This is a genomic window from Streptomyces sp. RG80 (assembly GCF_040446465.1).
Classification (GTDB): Bacteria; Actinomycetota; Actinomycetes; order Streptomycetales; family Streptomycetaceae; genus Streptomyces.
Genome location: NZ_JBEAAJ010000007.1, coordinates 406,868 through 422,872 on the forward strand (window position 1 = coordinate 406,868; position 16,005 = coordinate 422,872).

At 69.6% G+C, this 16,005-nt stretch carries 11 protein-coding genes, 3 tRNA genes and 2 pseudogenes; 9 read left to right on the top strand and 7 right to left on the bottom strand.

The window, feature by feature from the left end; genetic code table 11:
• Window positions 1–4: 4 nt before the first annotated feature.
• The 3 genes from ABKA17_RS25585 (at window position 5) to ABKA17_RS25595 (ending at window position 4,597) form a co-directional block, all read left to right on the top strand.
• Window positions 5–1,270, top strand: a complete 1,266-nt coding sequence (locus ABKA17_RS25585; RefSeq protein WP_353694560.1) for an NAD(P)/FAD-dependent oxidoreductase — start codon at window positions 5–7, stop codon at window positions 1,268–1,270.
• A gap of 29 nt (window positions 1,271–1,299) precedes the next feature.
• Complete coding sequence (gene dnaG, locus ABKA17_RS25590; protein WP_353694561.1) at window positions 1,300–3,201, top strand: DNA primase; 1,902 nt, start codon at window positions 1,300–1,302, stop codon at window positions 3,199–3,201.
• Window positions 3,202–3,304: 103 nt separating this feature from the next.
• Window positions 3,305–4,597: an RNA polymerase sigma factor gene (locus tag ABKA17_RS25595; RefSeq protein WP_353694562.1), complete on the top strand. Its 1,293-nt coding sequence runs from the start codon at window positions 3,305–3,307 to the stop codon at window positions 4,595–4,597.
• A 167-nt stretch (window positions 4,598–4,764) separates the two neighbouring features.
• On the opposite strand, the gene ABKA17_RS25600 is transcribed toward ABKA17_RS25595, so the two are convergent.
• From ABKA17_RS25600 to ABKA17_RS25615, 4 genes are all read right to left on the bottom strand, one after another.
• The gene (locus ABKA17_RS25600) at window positions 4,765–6,693 is read right to left on the bottom strand and encodes an ABC transporter ATP-binding protein (RefSeq protein WP_353694563.1); all 1,929 of its coding nucleotides are present in this window, start codon (window positions 6,691–6,693) and stop codon (window positions 4,765–4,767) included.
• Window positions 6,693–8,426 carry an ABC transporter ATP-binding protein gene (locus ABKA17_RS25605; protein WP_353694564.1) on the bottom strand — a complete coding sequence of 578 codons (1,734 nt, stop codon included), beginning with the start codon at window positions 8,424–8,426 and terminating at the stop codon, window positions 6,693–6,695. Before ABKA17_RS25605 ends, ABKA17_RS25600 begins: the two co-directional genes overlap by 1 nt.
• 175 nt (window positions 8,427–8,601) lie before the next feature.
• Window positions 8,602–10,041 carry a xylulokinase gene (locus ABKA17_RS25610; RefSeq protein ID WP_353694565.1) on the bottom strand — a complete coding sequence of 480 codons (1,440 nt, stop codon included), beginning with the start codon at window positions 10,039–10,041 and terminating at the stop codon, window positions 8,602–8,604.
• A gap of 73 nt (window positions 10,042–10,114) precedes the next feature.
• Complete coding sequence (locus tag ABKA17_RS25615; protein ID WP_353694566.1) at window positions 10,115–10,420, bottom strand: YtxH domain-containing protein; 306 nt, start codon at window positions 10,418–10,420, stop codon at window positions 10,115–10,117.
• 144 nt (window positions 10,421–10,564) lie between these two features.
• Between ABKA17_RS25615 and ABKA17_RS25620 the strand changes: the two genes are divergently transcribed.
• The 5 genes and pseudogenes from ABKA17_RS25620 to ABKA17_RS47985 all read left to right on the top strand — a co-directional run.
• Window positions 10,565–10,637 (top strand) — tRNA-Asn (locus tag ABKA17_RS25620).
• 6 nt (window positions 10,638–10,643) lie between these two features.
• Window positions 10,644–10,716 (top strand) — tRNA-Asn (locus ABKA17_RS25625).
• A gap of 180 nt (window positions 10,717–10,896) precedes the next feature.
• A tRNA-Ile gene (locus ABKA17_RS25630) sits at window positions 10,897–10,970 on the top strand.
• Between the two features lie 234 nt (window positions 10,971–11,204).
• Window positions 11,205–11,563 (top strand): annotated as a pseudogene (locus ABKA17_RS25635) (transposase); the annotation flags it as partial.
• Window positions 11,560–11,872 (top strand): annotated as a pseudogene (locus tag ABKA17_RS47985) (transposase); the annotation flags it as partial. The pseudogenes ABKA17_RS25635 and ABKA17_RS47985, both read left to right, overlap by 4 nt.
• A 172-nt stretch (window positions 11,873–12,044) precedes the next feature.
• On the opposite strand, the gene ABKA17_RS25640 reads toward ABKA17_RS47985, so the two are convergent.
• The 3 genes from ABKA17_RS25640 to ABKA17_RS25650 all read right to left on the bottom strand — a co-directional run bounded on the left by ABKA17_RS25640 (window position 12,045) and on the right by ABKA17_RS25650 (window position 14,599).
• Window positions 12,045–13,007, bottom strand: a complete 963-nt coding sequence (locus ABKA17_RS25640) for an NAD(P)-dependent alcohol dehydrogenase (RefSeq protein WP_353694567.1) — start codon at window positions 13,005–13,007, stop codon at window positions 12,045–12,047.
• A gap of 419 nt (window positions 13,008–13,426) precedes the next feature.
• Window positions 13,427–13,900 (bottom strand): cupin domain-containing protein, encoded by a 474-nt coding sequence (locus tag ABKA17_RS25645; protein ID WP_353694568.1) that lies wholly within the window; start codon window positions 13,898–13,900, stop codon window positions 13,427–13,429.
• 120 nt (window positions 13,901–14,020) lie between these two features.
• Window positions 14,021–14,599, bottom strand: a complete 579-nt coding sequence (locus ABKA17_RS25650; RefSeq protein ID WP_353694569.1) for a YceI family protein — start codon at window positions 14,597–14,599, stop codon at window positions 14,021–14,023.
• A 101-nt stretch (window positions 14,600–14,700) separates the two neighbouring features.
• Between ABKA17_RS25650 and ABKA17_RS25655 the strand changes: the two genes are divergently transcribed.
• Window positions 14,701–15,558: a helix-turn-helix domain-containing protein gene (locus ABKA17_RS25655; protein ID WP_353694570.1), complete on the top strand. Its 858-nt coding sequence runs from the start codon at window positions 14,701–14,703 to the stop codon at window positions 15,556–15,558.
• Window positions 15,559–16,005 lie beyond the last annotated feature (447 nt).

Consider the following 16,005-nt stretch of genomic DNA (forward strand, 5'->3'; position numbering starts at 1 on the left):
TCAAGTGGTCGACGCGGATCAGACATTCGTCATCGTCGGAGGCGGTCTCGCCGGCGCCAAGGCGGCCGAGACGCTCCGCACGGAGGGCTTCACGGGCCGCGTGATACTGATCTGCGACGAACGCGATCACCCCTACGAGCGCCCTCCCCTGTCCAAGGGCTATCTGCTCGGCAAGGAGGAACGCGACAGCGTCTTCGTGCACGAGCCGGCCTGGTACGCGCGCAACGACATCGAGCTGCACCTCGGCCAGACCGTCGACGCGATCGACCGCACCGCGAAGACCGTCCGCTTCGGCGACGACGGCACGCTGGTCCACTACGACAAGCTCCTCATCGCCACCGGCGCCGAGCCCCGCCGCCTCGACATCCCCGGCACGGGCCTCGCGGGCGTCCACCATCTGCGCCGCCTCGCCCACGCCGAGCGGCTCAAGGGCGTCCTGGCCGCGCTCGGCCGGGACAACGGCCACATCGTGATCGCCGGCGCCGGCTGGATCGGCCTGGAGGTCGCCGCGGCGGCCCGGGAGTACGGCGCGGAGGTCACCGTCGTCGAGCCCGAGCCGACCCCGCTGCACTCCGTCCTCGGCCCCGAGCTCGGCGGGCTCTTCGCCGACCTGCACCGCGAGCGCGGGGTGCGCTTCCACTTCGGCGCGAAGCTCACCGAGATCGTCGGCCAGGACGGCATGGTGCTGGCCGCCCGCACCGACGACGGCGAGGAGCACCCGGCACACGACGTCCTCGCCGCGATCGGCGCCGCCCCGCGGACCGCCCTCGCGGAGGCCGCGGGACTGCGGATCGCCGAGCGCGCCCACGGCGGCGGGATCGTGGTCGACCAGCAGCTGCGCACCTCCGACCCGGACATCTACGCCGCAGGTGACGTGGCCTCCTTCCACCACGCCCTCTTCGACACCCGGCTGCGCGTCGAGCACTGGGCCAACGCTCTCAACGGCGGCCCCGCGGCGGCCCGCGCGATGCTCGGCCGCGACCTCGCCTACGACCGTGTGCCCTATTTCTTCTCCGATCAGTACGACCTGGGGATGGAGTACAGCGGGTGGGCGCCCCCGGGGTCCTACGACGAAGTGGTGATTCGAGGGGACGCAGGAAAGCGTGAGTTCATCGCGTTCTGGGTGAAGGAACGCCGGGTGCTCGCCGGGATGAACGTGAACGTGTGGGACGTCACAGAGCCGGTCCAACAGCTGATTCGCTCGAAGACACAGGTGGACACGGAGGCACTGGCGGACCCGCACGTTCCGCTCGAAAACCTCGTCCCTTAGATGTCAGTTCTGCCCCGTAGACTCACCTCGTGGCAGGACGGATCAACGACGAGGACGTGAAGGCGGTACGGGACGCGGTCCCGATCGACGCCGTGGTCTCGGAGTACCTCCAGCTGCGCAACGCGGGCGGTGGCAACCTCAAGGGCCTGTGCCCCTTCCACGACGAGAAGTCGCCGTCCTTCCAGGTCAGCCCCAGCAAGGGTCTCTTCCACTGCTTCGGCTGCCAGGAGGGCGGCGACACCATCACGTTCGTGATGAAGGTCGACCACCTCACCTTCTCGGAGGCGGTCGAGCGCCTCGCCGGCCAGGCGGGCATCACGCTGCGGTACGAGGAGGGCGGGTACAACCCCTCCCACCAGCGCGGTGAGCGCATCCGCCTGGTCGAGGCCCACAAGATCGCCGCCGAGTGGTACGTGGAACAGCTCGCCACCAGCCCGGAGGCCGACACCGGCCGCAAGTTCCTCGCCGAGCGCGGCTTCGACCAGTCCGCCGCCGAGCACTTCTCCGTCGGCTACAGCCCCCAGGGCTGGGACCACCTCACCCGCTTCCTGCGCGGCAAGGGCTTCACCGACAAGGAGCTCTTCCTCTCCGGCCTCTCCCAGGAAGGCCGCCGCGGCCCGATCGACCGCTTCCGCGGCCGACTGATGTGGCCCATCCGCGACATCGGCGGCGAGGTCGTCGGCTTCGGCGCCCGCAAGCTGTACGAGGCGGACACCGGCCCCAAGTACCTCAACACGCCCGACACGCCGATCTACAAGAAGTCCCAGGTCCTCTACGGCATCGACCTCGCCAAGAAGGACATCGCCAAGGCCTCCCGCGCGGTCGTCGTCGAGGGCTACACCGACGTCATGGCCTGCCACCTCGCGGGTGTCACGACGGCGATCGCGACCTGCGGCACCGCCTTCGGCGGCGACCACATCAAGATCCTCCGCCGGCTCCTCATGGACAACGGCTCGGCCCGAGTGATCTTCACCTTCGACGGCGACGCGGCCGGCCAGAAGGCGGCCCTGCGCGCCTTCGAGGACGACCAGAAGTTCGCCGCCGAGACCTACATCGCCATCGCCCCCGACGGCATGGACCCCTGCGAGCTGCGCCTCGCCAAGGGCGACGAGGCGGTCTCCGACCTGGTCGAACCCCGCACCCCGCTCTTCGAGTTCGCGCTCCGCCAGATCGTCGTCCGCTACGACCTGGACACCCCGGCGGGCCGCGCGGCCGCGCTGGACGAGGCCGCGCCCATCGTCGCCCGCATCAAGAACAGCGGCGCCCAGCACGAGGTCGCGGTCCAGCTCGCCGGCATGCTCGGCATCCTCGACACCCAGTTCGTCGTCAAGCGGGTCGCCCAGCTGGCCCGCTGGGCGCGCGACCGCGGCGGCAAGGGCCCGGCCCCCGCCGCGCGCGGCCAGCAGCAGTACGACTCCGCCCCCCGCCCCGCCGCATCCGGCCCGGCCCTCAACCTCCGCAACCCCGTCTACGCCACCGAACGCGAACTCCTCAAACTCGCCCTCCAGCGCCCCGAACTGGTCTCCCCGGCCTTCGACGCGTACGGCATCGACGAGTTCACCGCCGCGCCCTACGCCGCCGTACGCCAGGCGATCATGGAGGCGGGCGGCGCCGAGTACGGCGTGCAGGACTCCCAGGACTACCTCGTCCGGGTCCGCGAGGCCGCGCCCGACGACGCGGTCCGCGCGATGGTCACGGAGCTCGCCGTCGAGGCGATCATGCGCAAGACGGTCGACGAGATCTACGCCGGCGTACAGCTCGTCGCGGTCCGCCGCCGCGCCGTCGAACGCCGTATCCGCGACATCCAGTCCACCCTCACCCGCCTCGGAACGCACGGAGACCCGGCTCAGCTGGCCGCCGTACAGAACGAATTGTGGGTGCTCCAGCAGTACGACCAGGCGCTGCGCGGGCAAGGAGCCGCAGCTCTCTGAGGGTTGGCGTACGGCAGGGTAACCACGCGGTCACGGACCGGACTCAAAAAGTCCCCGCACGCCCCTCGTGGCGGCGATGTGTCGTACTCCACACTGGGTTCCGGTGCCTGAGTCCTCGGAGCGCGGCCGATCCGTCCCCAGCGGGTCCCAGACCCCCGCGGTTCCGCTCATCGCGTGCGGGACGGACAGCGGCGAGGCCGCCGACTCCGCCCCCGAAACAGCGCTGCCGCTCAACTCTGCAGCGATCATCCTGGAGGTCGCCCCCGTGCAGACCCAGACCCTCAACAAGACCGACGCCAGTACCGACGGCGCGGAAGCGGATACGGAGACCGACGTCCTCACCGCCGTACCTCCGCAGAGCCGTGTCGCGCATCACCCCGAGGCGGAGCCGGAAGAGCCGCCCGCCGGCGCCCTTGAGGGCGCTGAGCCCGCGGAGCCGGTCGAGGCTCCCGAGCCGACGAGCCGCAGCCGCGCCGACACCGGCAGCCCCTCCTCCGACCTGTTCCGCCAGTACCTCCGTGAGATCGGCCGCATCCCGCTGCTCACGGCGGCCGAGGAGGTCGACCTCGCGCGCCGCGTCGAGGCCGGCCTGTTCGCCGAGGAGAAGCTGCTCAACACCCCTGACCTGGACAGCCAGTTGGCGCTCGACCTGGACCGGCTGGTGGTCCTCGGCCGGATGGCCAAGCGCCGCCTCATCGAGGCGAACCTGCGGCTCGTCGTGTCCGTCGCCAAGCGGTACGTCGGGCGCGGCCTGACCATGCTCGACCTGGTCCAGGAGGGAAACCTGGGCCTGATCAGGGCGGTCGAGAAGTTCGACTACGCCCGCGGCTACAAGTTCTCGACATACGCGACCTGGTGGATCCGGCAGGCGATGTCCCGGGCCCTGGCCGACCAGGCCCGCACCATCCGGGTCCCCGTCCACGTCGTCGAGCTGATCAACCGTGTCGTCCGCGTCCAGCGCCGCATGCTCCAGGAACGCGGCTACGAGCCGACCCCGGAAGAGGTCGCCGCCCATCTCGACCTCGCCCCGGAACGCGTCAGCGAGGTCCTGCGCCTGGCCCAGGAACCGGTCTCCCTGCACGCCCCGGTGGGCGAGGAGGACGACGTGGCCCTCGGCGACCTCATCGAGGACGGCGACGCCGCGTCACCGGTGGAGTCGGCGGCGTTCCTGCTGCTCAGGGAGCACCTGGAGGCGGTGCTGTCCACCCTGGGCGAGCGGGAGCGGAAGGTCGTACAGCTCAGGTACGGCCTGGCCGACGGCCGCCCGCGCACGCTGGAGGAGATCGGCCGCATCTTCGGCGTGACGAGGGAGCGGATCAGGCAGATCGAGTCCAAGACCCTCAACAAGCTCCGGGACCACGCATTCGCGGATCAGCTGAGGGGTTACCTGGACTGACGCCGGGTGCGGGTGAGTTGTGGCCGGTCGCGCCCGCGCGGCGGTAGCCGCAGATCGACACAGCCCCGCGCCCCTGAGGTGGGTGCACCGGCCCCACCTTCTTTAGGGGCGCGGGGAACTGCGCGACCAGCCCCCACACACCCGCAGTCGACCGCCGATCCGTCCTCTCAGTCCACCTCGGCCACCGCCTGCGCGAACTGCGCCTTGTACAGCCGCGCGTACGCCCCGTCCGCCGCCAACAGGTCGGCGTGCGCGCCCTGTTCCACGATCGAGCCGTTCTCCATCACCAGGATCGTGTCCGCGTCCCGGATCGTCGACAGCCGGTGCGCGATCACGAACGACGTGCGCCCGTGCGCGAGTTTCGCCATCGCCTTCTGGATCAGCACCTCGGTACGGGTGTCCACCGAGGACGTCGCCTCGTCGAGGACGAGGATCACCGGGTCGGACAGGAACGCCCGCGCGATGGTGATGAGCTGCTTCTCACCGGCGCTGACCCCCGTGCCCTCGTCGTCGATCACGGTGTCGTACCCGTCGGGCAGCGTCCGCACGAACCGGTCGGCGTGCGCGGCCCGCGCGGCCTCCTCGATCTCGCCCCGGGTGACCTCGCGCGAGGCCCCGTACGCGATGTTCTCCGCGATCGTGCCGCCGAACAGCCAGGTGTCCTGGAGCACCATGCCGATGCCGGCCCGCAGTTCGTCCCGGGACATCCTCGCGATGTCGACCCCGTCGAGGGTGATACGGCCGCCGGAGACGTCGTAGAACCGCATCAGCAGGTTGACCAGCGTGGTCTTGCCCGCGCCCGTCGGACCCACGATCGCGACCGTGTGCCCCGGCTCCACCTTGAGCGACAGATCCTCGATGAGCGGCTTCTCCGGGTCGTACCGGAAGGACACGCCCTCCAGCGCCACCCGCCCCCGAAGCTCGGCGGGCCGCTCGCCCGGCACCGGGTCGGCCTCCTGTTCCTCGGCGTCGAGAAGTTCGAAGATCCGCTCGGCCGAGGCGACCCCGGACTGCACCAGGTTCGCCATGGACGCGACCTGCGTCAGCGGCATCGAGAACTGGCGCGAGTACTGGATGAAGGCCTGCACATCACCGATGGACAGCGTGCCGGAGGCGACCCGCAGGCCACCCACCACCGCGACCAGCACATAGTTCAGGTTCGACACGAACATCATCAGCGGCTGCATGACCCCGCTGTTGAACTGCGCCTTGAACCCGGCCTCGTACAGTGCCTCGTTCTGCTCGGCGAACTGCCGTGCCGACTCCTCCTGCCGCCCGAACACCTTGACCAGGGTGTGGCCGGTGTACATCTCCTCGACGTGCGCGTTGAGCTTGCCGGTCGTGCGCCACTGCTGCACGAAGTGCGGCTGCGAGCGCTTGCCGACGCGGGTGGCGATGACGAACGACAGCGGCACGGTCACCAGCGCGACCAGCGCCAGCAGCCACGACACCCAGAACATCATCACGAGCACACCGATGATCGTGAGCAGCGAGTTGATCAGCTGGCCCATCGACTGGTTGAGGGTCTGGCCGATGTTGTCGATGTCGTTCGTGGCCCGGCTCAGCACCTCGCCGCGCTGCGCCTTGTCGAAGTACGACAGCGGCAGCCGCGACATCTTCGTCTGCACGTCCTCGCGCATCCGGAACATGGTCCGGTTGACGACCCGGTTCACCAGCCGCGTCGCGACCAGCATCAGCAGCCCGGCGACGAGGAACACACCGAGCGCGAGCAGCAGGACGTGCCCGACGGCGTCGAAGTCGATGCCCTCGCCCGGGGTGAAGTCCGTGCTGCGCAGCATGTCGGCGATCTCGCCGTCGCCGCGCTCCCGCATCCCCTGGAGGACCTGTTCCTTCGAGGCGCCGGGTTCCATCTGCCGTCCGACGATGCCGGCGAAGACCAGGTCGGTGGCCTCACCGAGGATCTTCGGCCCGATGACCGACAGCCCCACGCTGACGAACACGCAGCAGATCAGCGCGTAGACCGTGAACCGCTCCGGCCGGAACCGGGCGACGAGCCGCCGCCCGGACACCTTGAAGTCCAGCGAACGGTGGTCCGGGCCGGTCCCGGCCATCATGCGCCCCATGGGCCCGGCCATCAGGCAGCCTCCGCTTCCGTGAGCTGGGAGAGGACGATCTCCCGGTACGTCTCGTTGTCCGCCATCAGCTCGTGATGCCGGCCGGTGCCGACGACCCGGCCCTCGTCGAGGACGACGATCCGGTCGGCGTCCCTGATGGTCGACACCCGCTGGGCGACGATCACGACGGTCGCCTCGGCGGTCTCCCGGGACAGCGCCGCGCGCAGGGCCGCGTCGGTGGCGTAGTCGAGGGCCGAGAAGGAGTCGTCGAACAGGTAGATCTCCGGGCGCTGCACGAGCGTACGGGCGATGGCGAGCCGCTGGCGCTGACCGCCCGAGACGTTGGTCCCGCCCTGCGCGATGGGGGAGTCGAGCCCGTTCTCCAGGCGCTCCACGAACTCCTTGGCCTGCGCCACCTCCAGCGCGTGCCACAGCTCCTCGTCGGTGGCGTCCGGGTTGCCGTAGCGCAGGTTGGTCGCCACGGTCCCCGCGAACAGGTACGGCTTCTGCGGCACCATTCCGACGGTCTTCGCCAGCAGCGCCGGATCGATGCCCGCCACGCTCTCCCCGTCGACGAGCACCTCGCCGTCGGTCGCGTCGAACAGCCGGGGCACCAGTCCGAGGAGTGTGGACTTGCCGCTGCCGGTCGAGCCGATGACGGCGGTCACCTCACCGGGCCGGGCGACCAGGTCGACCTCCCTGAGCACCGGCTCCTCGGCGCCCGGGTAGCGGAACCCCGCCCCCCGGATCTCCAGATGCCCGTGCCGCCGCAGCTCCAGCACCGGAGCCTTGGGCGGGATCACGCTGGAGGAGGTCTCCAGCACCTCCTGGATCCGCTCGGCGCACACCTCCGCGCGCGGCACCATCATGAACATGAAGGTGGCCATCATCACGGACATGACGATCTGCATCAGATAGGCGAGGAACGCGGTGAGGTCGCCGATCTGCATGTCGCCGCCGTCGATCCGGTGGGCGCCGAACCACACCACCGCGATGGACGACAGGTTCACCACTGTCATGACCATCGGGAACATCAGCGCGAGGTACTTGCCGGTGCCCAGCGACATCTCGGTGAGCTCGGCGTTCGCGCCCCGGAAGCGGTCCTTCTCGTACTCGTCGCGCACGAAGGCGCGGATAACCCGGTTGCCGGTGATCTGCTCGCGCAGCACCCGGTTCACCGTGTCGAGGCGCTCCTGCATGGTCCGGAACAGCGGCCGCAGCCGCCGCACGATCAGCGTCACGCTGATGCCGAGCACGGGCACGACCGCCACCAGCACCGTCGACAACGGCACGTCCAGGCCGAGCGCCAGCACGATGCCGCCCACGCACATGATCGGCGCGGACACCATCAGCGTGAACGTCATCAGGGCCAGCATCTGGACCTGCTGGACGTCGTTCGTCGTCCGGGTGATCAACGAGGGCGCGCCGAAGTGGCCCACCTCGCGGGAGGAGAAGGACTGCACCCGGTCGAACACGGCGGCCCGCACGTCCCGGCCCAGCGCCGAGGCCGTCCGGGCGCCGTAGTACACGGCACCGATGTTGCACACGACCTGGATCAGCGAGATGCCGATCATCAGGGCGCCGAAGGACAGGATGTACCCGGTGTCGCCCTTCACGACGCCGCTGTCGATGATGTCCGCGTTCAGCGTGGGCAGGTAGAGGGTGGCGCAGGTCTGGAGGAACTGGAGCACCACCAGCAGGGTGATGGGTTTTCGGTAGGGCCTGAGATAGGTCCGCAGAAGTCGTATGAGCACGCTACGTCTCTCGGAGTCGGCGACAGGGGCCGGAGGTGGTTGCCCCTGGCCCCTATCGTCGGACACTCCACCCGCGTTACCTCAACCGATTAAGCCGACAGCAGTGCTTCGTACGGCCTTACGGGTGCCGAGGACGGCCGGTTCCTACCGGTCCCTTACGTTCCGCTTCTCTTTCCTACGCCCGGAAGGCCCCGGGGTGCGTCTGCTCCCGCACCGACACGAACTGCTGGCGCACCGCCTGCCCGACCGCCAGCTCCTCGCCGGGCTCCAGGATCTGCGCGGCCGCCCCCTGCCAGGCCGGCGGGGTCCGCGGGTCGAGCGCGCCCTGCGACACACCGAGCGCCCAGGCGGCCTGCCGGGCGGCACCGAGCGCCGCGTAGTCCGCGGGCTGCGGTACGACGACCTGGGCCCCGAAGATGGCCGGTGCCGCCGACTGCACGGCCGCCAGCTCGGCCGCCGCGCCCAGCAGGAAGACCCGCCGCACCTCCACGCCCCGCCCGCGCAGCACGTCGAGCGCGTCGGCGAGCCCGCACAGCATGCCCTCGAACGCGGCCCGCGCGAGATGCTCCGCCTTCATCGACTCCCGCCGCAGCCCGGCGAGCGTCCCGGCGGTGTGCGGCAGATGCGGCGTCCGCTCGCCCTCCAGATAGGGCAGCAGCACCAGGCCGTGCGAGCCCGGCGTCGACTTCATCGCCAGCTCGGACAGGCTCTCCAGGTCGGACAGCCCGAGCAGCTCGGCGGCACCGCGCAGGGTCCGTACGGCGTTCAGCGTGGTGACGACCGGCAGATGCATGCCGGTGGCGTCGGCCAGGGAGGTGATCATCCCGGTGTTGTCGACGAGCGCCTCGGGGTGCACGGCCGTGACGGAGCCGGACGCGCCGAGCGACACGACGGCGTCGCCGAGCCCGATGCCGAGCCCGAAGGCGGCGGCCATGGTCTCGCCGGTCCCGGCGGAGATCAGCAGCCCCTCCGGCGTCGTACCGGCCGCGTCCGAGGGGCCGATCACCTCGGGCAGCATCGCCTGATGGCCGAGCGCCAGCTCCACGAGGTCGGTCCGGTAGCCGCCGGTGGCGGCGGACCAGTAGCCGGTGCCGGAGGCGCCGCCGCGGTCGGTGGTCCGGCGGACCGGGCGCCCGAGGAGCTGCCACACCAGCCAGTCGTGGGCCTGGAGGAGGACCGCGGTGCGCAGGGCGGCGTCGGGTTCGTTCTTCACGAGCCAGCGCAGCTTGGTGACGGGCTGCGCGGCCTGCGGGACACATCCGACGGCCTGGGCCCACGCCTCGCGTCCGCCGAGCGCGTCGACGAGGTCGGCCGCCGCGACCTGGGCGCGCTTGTCGCTGCCGACGAGGGCCGGGCGCACGGTGTTGCCCTGGGCGTCCAGCGGCACGACGGCGTTCTGCTGGGCCGACACGCCGATGGCCTGCACACCCTCGAGAAGTCCACCGCCCGCCGCCTCACCGAGGGAGAGCAGCCAGGCCTGGGGATCGACGTCGGAAGGACGCCCTTCGACCGGATGCGGCGCGTAGCCCTGTTTGAGCACGGCGCCCGTGTCCGCGTCGCAGACGACGATACGAGTGAAATCGGGCGAACTGTCCAACCCGGCGACTATCCCCATGGCCAAAATTCTGCCGCACCGCGGGGGGTGGCCGTACCGGTGAAGGTACGGCCGACGGATTATGAGTCCGTTGTCACGTGTTGCTGGTGCCCCAGTCGTCCTCCGCCGCCCCGTTCGTGTTCCGGTCCCGCAGGGATCGCACCCGCTGGGTCACCGACTCCGGAACCCGGTCGCCCACCTTCTCGCTCACCACGTGGTACGCCTTGCCCGCGAAGTGGCGGCCCTGCTGGGCGGCCGACTCGGCGGTGTTGCGGACCGCGGGGTTCTGGGAGACCTGACGTGCCGACTTCTTCAGCTGTTCGTAGCGTTCCCGTCCGGCGCGGGTGCCGAGCACGTAACCCAGTGCCAGCCCGGCGACGAACGTGACCTTGTAGCGCATGGAGGCCACCCTTCCCTCGTGTAGGTCGCTGCCGGGGGGAACCGATTGGCGGAGCACCCCCCTGCTTGCGCTAATGTATGTGTCGCAGCGAACGCCCGCCCTCTGGCGAATACCCAGGGAGGTACGTTCGATGCAACGAGGCATTCCTCCGTAGCTCAATTGGCAGAGCAGCCGGCTGTTAACCGGCAGGTTACTGGTTCGAGTCCAGTCGGGGGAGCTTCGATCTTCCGTAGCTCAATTGGCAGAGCAGCCGGCTGTTAACCGGCAGGTTACTGGTTCGAGTCCAGTCGGGAGAGCGCACTGAACGAGGACCCCTGAAGGGGTCCTTTTTCATGTGATCACCCCTGACCCGGGAACCGCGCAGGTCACGGCGGAGTCCTTCAGGGCATGCGAAGTCGACCATACGAAGCAGGAGATCGTATGAGCGGCTATGCTGCGGCAGACGGCGCGCACACATGTACGCGACACGCCGCTATGGGGCGGTAGCTCAGCCGGTTAGAGCAGCGGACTCATAATCCGCCGGCCGTGGGTTCGAGTCCCACCCGCCCCACTGTGCACGTCTCTGACCTGCGGAAACGTTCATTTTGTCCTGTCGGATCGTCAACTTTGCCTGAACGGACTGAATCCGCGGCTCGTGAGTTCGGCCTCGTTGCCGGTGTCGGTGGAGTGAGCGCCCCTGACCTGCACGGATGTTCCAGTTCGCGGCGGTTGAACTTGGGAAACGGCTCGTACTGAAAACGGCTCCAGATCGCACCACGGAGTCGCCTGACCGCAACCAGACAGTGTGCCCCTGCACGTCCTCGCGGAGGACAACCTCGCCGCGGCGAGTACCGATCTGCTGCGCGTGATGGTGAAGACGTTCGCCGACGCGCTCATGTCCGAGAAGGCCGACGCCCTGTGCGGCGCCGAGTACGGGCAGGTCAGTGACGAGCGGGTCAACCACCGCGATGGCTACCGCCCGTCGAGCTCGCCGTACCCGAGCTGAGGCAGGGCAGTTACTTCCCGCACTGGCTCCTGGAACGCAGGCGGCGGGCCGAATAGGCCCACGTCTCGGTCGTCGCCACCGCCTACCTGCTGGGTGTCTCCACCCGCAGGGTCGGGAAACTCGCCGAGTCCCTCGGTGTTACGCAGCTGTCGAAGTCCGCCGCAGCATCGCGGACGGCGAGACCGCCTACTTCCACTGCTACAACCCGCGCTGGGAATCACTGCCGGAACTGGTGGCGGTCAATCGGATTGCGCTGGCCGGTCGAGGAGTGTTTCGAGGCAGCCAAGCAGCAGGCCGGACTGGACCACTGCCAGGTACGCGCATACGGCGCCTGACATCGCCATATCGCCATGGCCATGCTGGCGCTGGCGATCCTGGCCGTGATTGCCCGGACCCCGCAAAAAAAAGGGGGCCCGCGGGCGTGGGCGGTGGCCACGGGCCACGAACGCGGCGGCTCGCGGCCCTGACCGTCGCCGACGTCCCGCCTGTTCAACCTGATCGGCTCGACTCCCACCGCCATCGACCATGGACTTCACCGGTCGATGGCGGTGGGACGCGCTCATCAGGCGTAAGCGTGACGGCACCATTTCTGAAGGCGGCCACTCCAGATGATCCAGATCCAGCCCTGTAGTACCGGCGCTAAACGAGGCGGATGACGCGCTTGCCGCGGGCATGGCCGGTTTCGGTGGCTCGGTGGGCGTCCTGGATTTCGTCCAGGGGATACACGCGCTCGATGACCGGACGCAGGTCTTGCTTGTCGACGTGATCGGCGAGGGTTTTCAGGTCCGCGCGTCGGGGGCCGGCCATGATCAGGCGTACGCGCGGACCGGGCAGGACGGTGGACAGCAGGGCGAAGGGTATGGCGCCGGCGGTGGGCGAGGCGATGCGACCGCCGGGGCGGAGGGCGCGTCGGTAGTCGCGGACAGAGGAGCCGTGGCAGTCGAGGATGGCGTCGAACTGCCTTTTGAGGGCGGTTGGTGGGGTGGTGGCGTAGTCCAGGGCCACGTCGGCGCCGAGTTCGCGGCAGAACGCGGCGTTGGCGGCGCCGGCGATGGTGGTGACGTGGGCGCCCCAGGCGTGGGCCAGCTGGACCGCCGTACTGCCGACGCCGCCGCTCGCGCCGACCACGAGCAGCCGTTGGCCGGAGCGCAGGCGCAGGGTGTCCCGTAGGGCTTGCAGTGCGGTGATGCCGACCGCGGGCAGGGCGGCGGCTGTCACCAGGTCCGTGCTGCTGGGGGCGGTGCTGATGGCTTGGGGTTTGGCCAGGATGTATTCGCCGGCCGCGCCCGTCCGTCCGGAGATGTCGCTGAGGATGCCCCACACGTGTTCGCCCATCGTGACGTCGGTGACCGTGCTGCCGAGTGCGACCACCTCCCCGGCGAAGTCGCCTCCGGTGCCTTTGGGAAAGCGCCGCCCGGATATCAGACGCAGCCCGCCGGAGCGGATCTTCACGTCCATCGGGTTGACGCTGGATGCGTGGACCCGGACGAGCACCTGGCCCGGTCCGGGGGACGGACGCGGAACGTCACCGACGGAGAGCACTTCGGGGCCTCCGTAACGGTCGTACCGGACGGCACGCATCATCAGCTGGTCAGGCGACATGGGCGGGCTCCCTGGCGGGCATGGTCGTACCTCTTTTGGTCGGGAGTGGTCAGGAGCAGGGGACGGCGATCTTGCCCGGGGCGCCGGCACGGAAGCGGCGAACGCCTCCGCGGCCTGCTCCAGCGGGTAGGCGGCGGTTGCCAGGATCTGGGCGTTGGGGTCGGCCATGCTCGTGGCGCCCGGCCAAGGACTGCCTCTTGCCCTGGGGCGCGCCCCCGCAGTTGACGCGGTTCCGGTGCCGAGGGCGGCACTGAGCTGCCGCGATGGCCTCGGCGAGGGTGGCGTAGACCTGCCGTGAACGGTCAGCCGGGCATCGCCTTGGGGACACGTAGACCTTCACGTGGTGCAGTACAGGCGGTTCCACCACACCGGATGTCGTCGCCATGATCGAGCCCGGCGAGCGTCGACGACACTCGTGATCAGTAGGTCTCGGGGACAGGGGGCGGGTTGCCGTGGATCACGAAGCCGTACTCCTCCATGAGGTGGTGCGGGGCGTCGCTGCGCGAGTCGGTGGCTCCGGCCTCGCGGACGTAGCCTTCCATGGCTCCGGGGCTGCACACGACGAGGAGTTCCGCGGTCGATGTGATGGCCTGGTAGCTGTGGGGGACTGATCGGGGCCCCCAGATGAAAGCGCCCGGCTCGGCCTCGTACACCTCGCACTCGTCGAACGAGGTCGATCCGACCCAGAACCGGACGCGGCCGGACAGGACGACCCAGCTCTCGTCCTCTCGGGTGTGGGTGTGCAGGGGCGGCGCATGCTCGGGGCGCGCGAACTGCCGCGTGACGCTGATCAATCCGCTCGTCTCGGCGTTGCTCACCACCTGTTCGACCACGCTCGTGTGGTAGCTGAAGGTGGGGCCGTCGCCCGGATTGCGTACAAGGGCACTGCTCATGTGAGGTCCTCCTCACGACGCGGGGCCGCAGGTCGGCGGCCCGCGCGTCAAAGGCAAAGGTGGTGGGTGCGTCGATCGTCACGCCCGCGGAAACGCCCCGCGGGGCGCCCCTCGTCGCGGTCAGGCGTCCTGGGTCTGCGGGCCGGCGAACTGCATGTCCAGGCGAATCTTGATGACCTCGCCCAGGAGCCCGGGGAAGAAGTCCAACCCGAAGTCGCCGCGCCGGATCTCGCCCGTCGCCTCGAACCCGGCGTGCTTCCGGTTGTCCAGAGGGGAGTCCACCACCCCGCCGAACTCGACAGCGAGTGTGACCGGGTGGGTGATGTCCCCGATGGTCAGGTCCCCCGCCAACGTCCAGTCCTCTCCGTCCCCGGAGATCCGTGTCGAGCGGAACGTCATCGTCGGGCGCTTCTCCACATCGAGCAGTTCGGCCGAGCGGGTGTGCGCGTCGCGGTCGGCGTTGCCGGTGTCGACGGAGGCCAGGGCGATCTCGGCGGTCACCCGCACGTCGTCGAGGGTCTCACCGACGTACAGCCCGGTCGTGAACTCGGTGAACCGGCCGCGGACCTTGCTGATCCCGAGGTGGCGGATGGTGAAGTCGACCGATGAGTGGTGGGGGTCGAGTTCCCACTCGCCGGGGGCGAGCGGCAGCGCGGTGACGGACGTGACAGCGGTTTTCGCAGGGGTGTCGTTGCTCATGCCCTCATCGTCTGGGCCCTGCTGCGGGGTAGGGGAGACCGGCCGAAGGGTAGTAGTGGCAGGGCCACCCTTTGCGCCGGGGCACGTTGTACGTTCGAGAGGTGAACGACAACGAGTTGGGCACTTTCCTGCGTACCCGCCGCGAAGCCCTCACCCCGGCCGAGGCGGGCCTGCCCGCGGGTTTTCGCCGTCGCACGCCGGGGCTGCGCCGCGCCGAGCTCGCCACCCTCGCCGGCATCAGCGTCGAATACCTCACCCGGCTCGAACAGGGCCGTGACCGTAACCCCTCGCCCAAGGTCCTCGCCGCCCTCGGCGACATCCTCCAGTTGTCGACGGCGGACCGTGTGCTGTTGCACCGGCTGGTCAGGGAACACGGTGAGGACAAGGACTTGTGCAAGGCGGTCGCCGCACCGCCGGAGCGGACGGTGCGCCCGACCTTGCGGGCACTCCTGGGGAGTCTGGAGCCCGCGCCGGCCGTCCTGCTCGACCGCATGGGAGACATCGTGGCCTGGACACAGGGCTACGAGCGGTACGCCCGTCCCCTCGGCCTGCTCGACGGGGACCCTCCCAACATGATGCGGTACCTGTTCACCGACGACCGGTCCCGCGCCGTGTTCCCCGGCTGGGACCGGGTGGCCGACGAGCAGGTCGCCCATCTGCGCAACGAGTCCTCGCTGTACGACCCTCATGTCGCCGTCCTGGCCGACGAGCTGACGGCGGCGGCCGGGGCGGCGTTCAGCGACCGGCTTGCCGCTGTTCCGTCCCTGCTTTCCCGTTTTGGGCTTGAGGTGGTCGAGCATCCCGAGGCAGGTCGCCTGCGTCTGTCGTTCGAGACGCTCGTGCTTGCGGAGGAGGGCCGTCGGCTGGTGGTGCACCTGCCGGCCGACCAGGCCACGGCCACCGCGCTGGACCGCCTCAACGGCCGCAGGCCGGGGGCCCTGCGGGCAGTGAGCGGCTGACCTTCGCTGGGGGATGGGGCCATGAGCCTCTGTGGATCCGGGCTTGGGGGATCCCTTCGGGCCGGCGCGGGGTTGTGCGCCGGGGAAGGCGAATCCGCTGCTCGCGCGTTCAAGGCCCGTTGTCGAGCTGGAGCTATCGCCTCGGAAGTTGGTAAAACGGCCAGGATGAGCATCGATCTACAAGGGTCGCCAAGATCCTCAAAGGACTCATAATCCGCCGGCTGTGGGTTCGAGTCCCACCCGCCCCACCTGTGCAGGCGTCTGACCTGCGGAAACGTTCATTTTTCTAGGTGTCGGATCGTCAATTTCGCCTGAACGGGCGGAATCCGCTGCGCGTGAGTTCGGCTCCGCGGCGGTCACCGTTGGCCCAGACCGCTCTGACCTGCCGAGTGGCGGGTGCTACCCCGCCGTGTGGCTGGAGCTGCCGCTCACCGGGTCGCCAGGGCT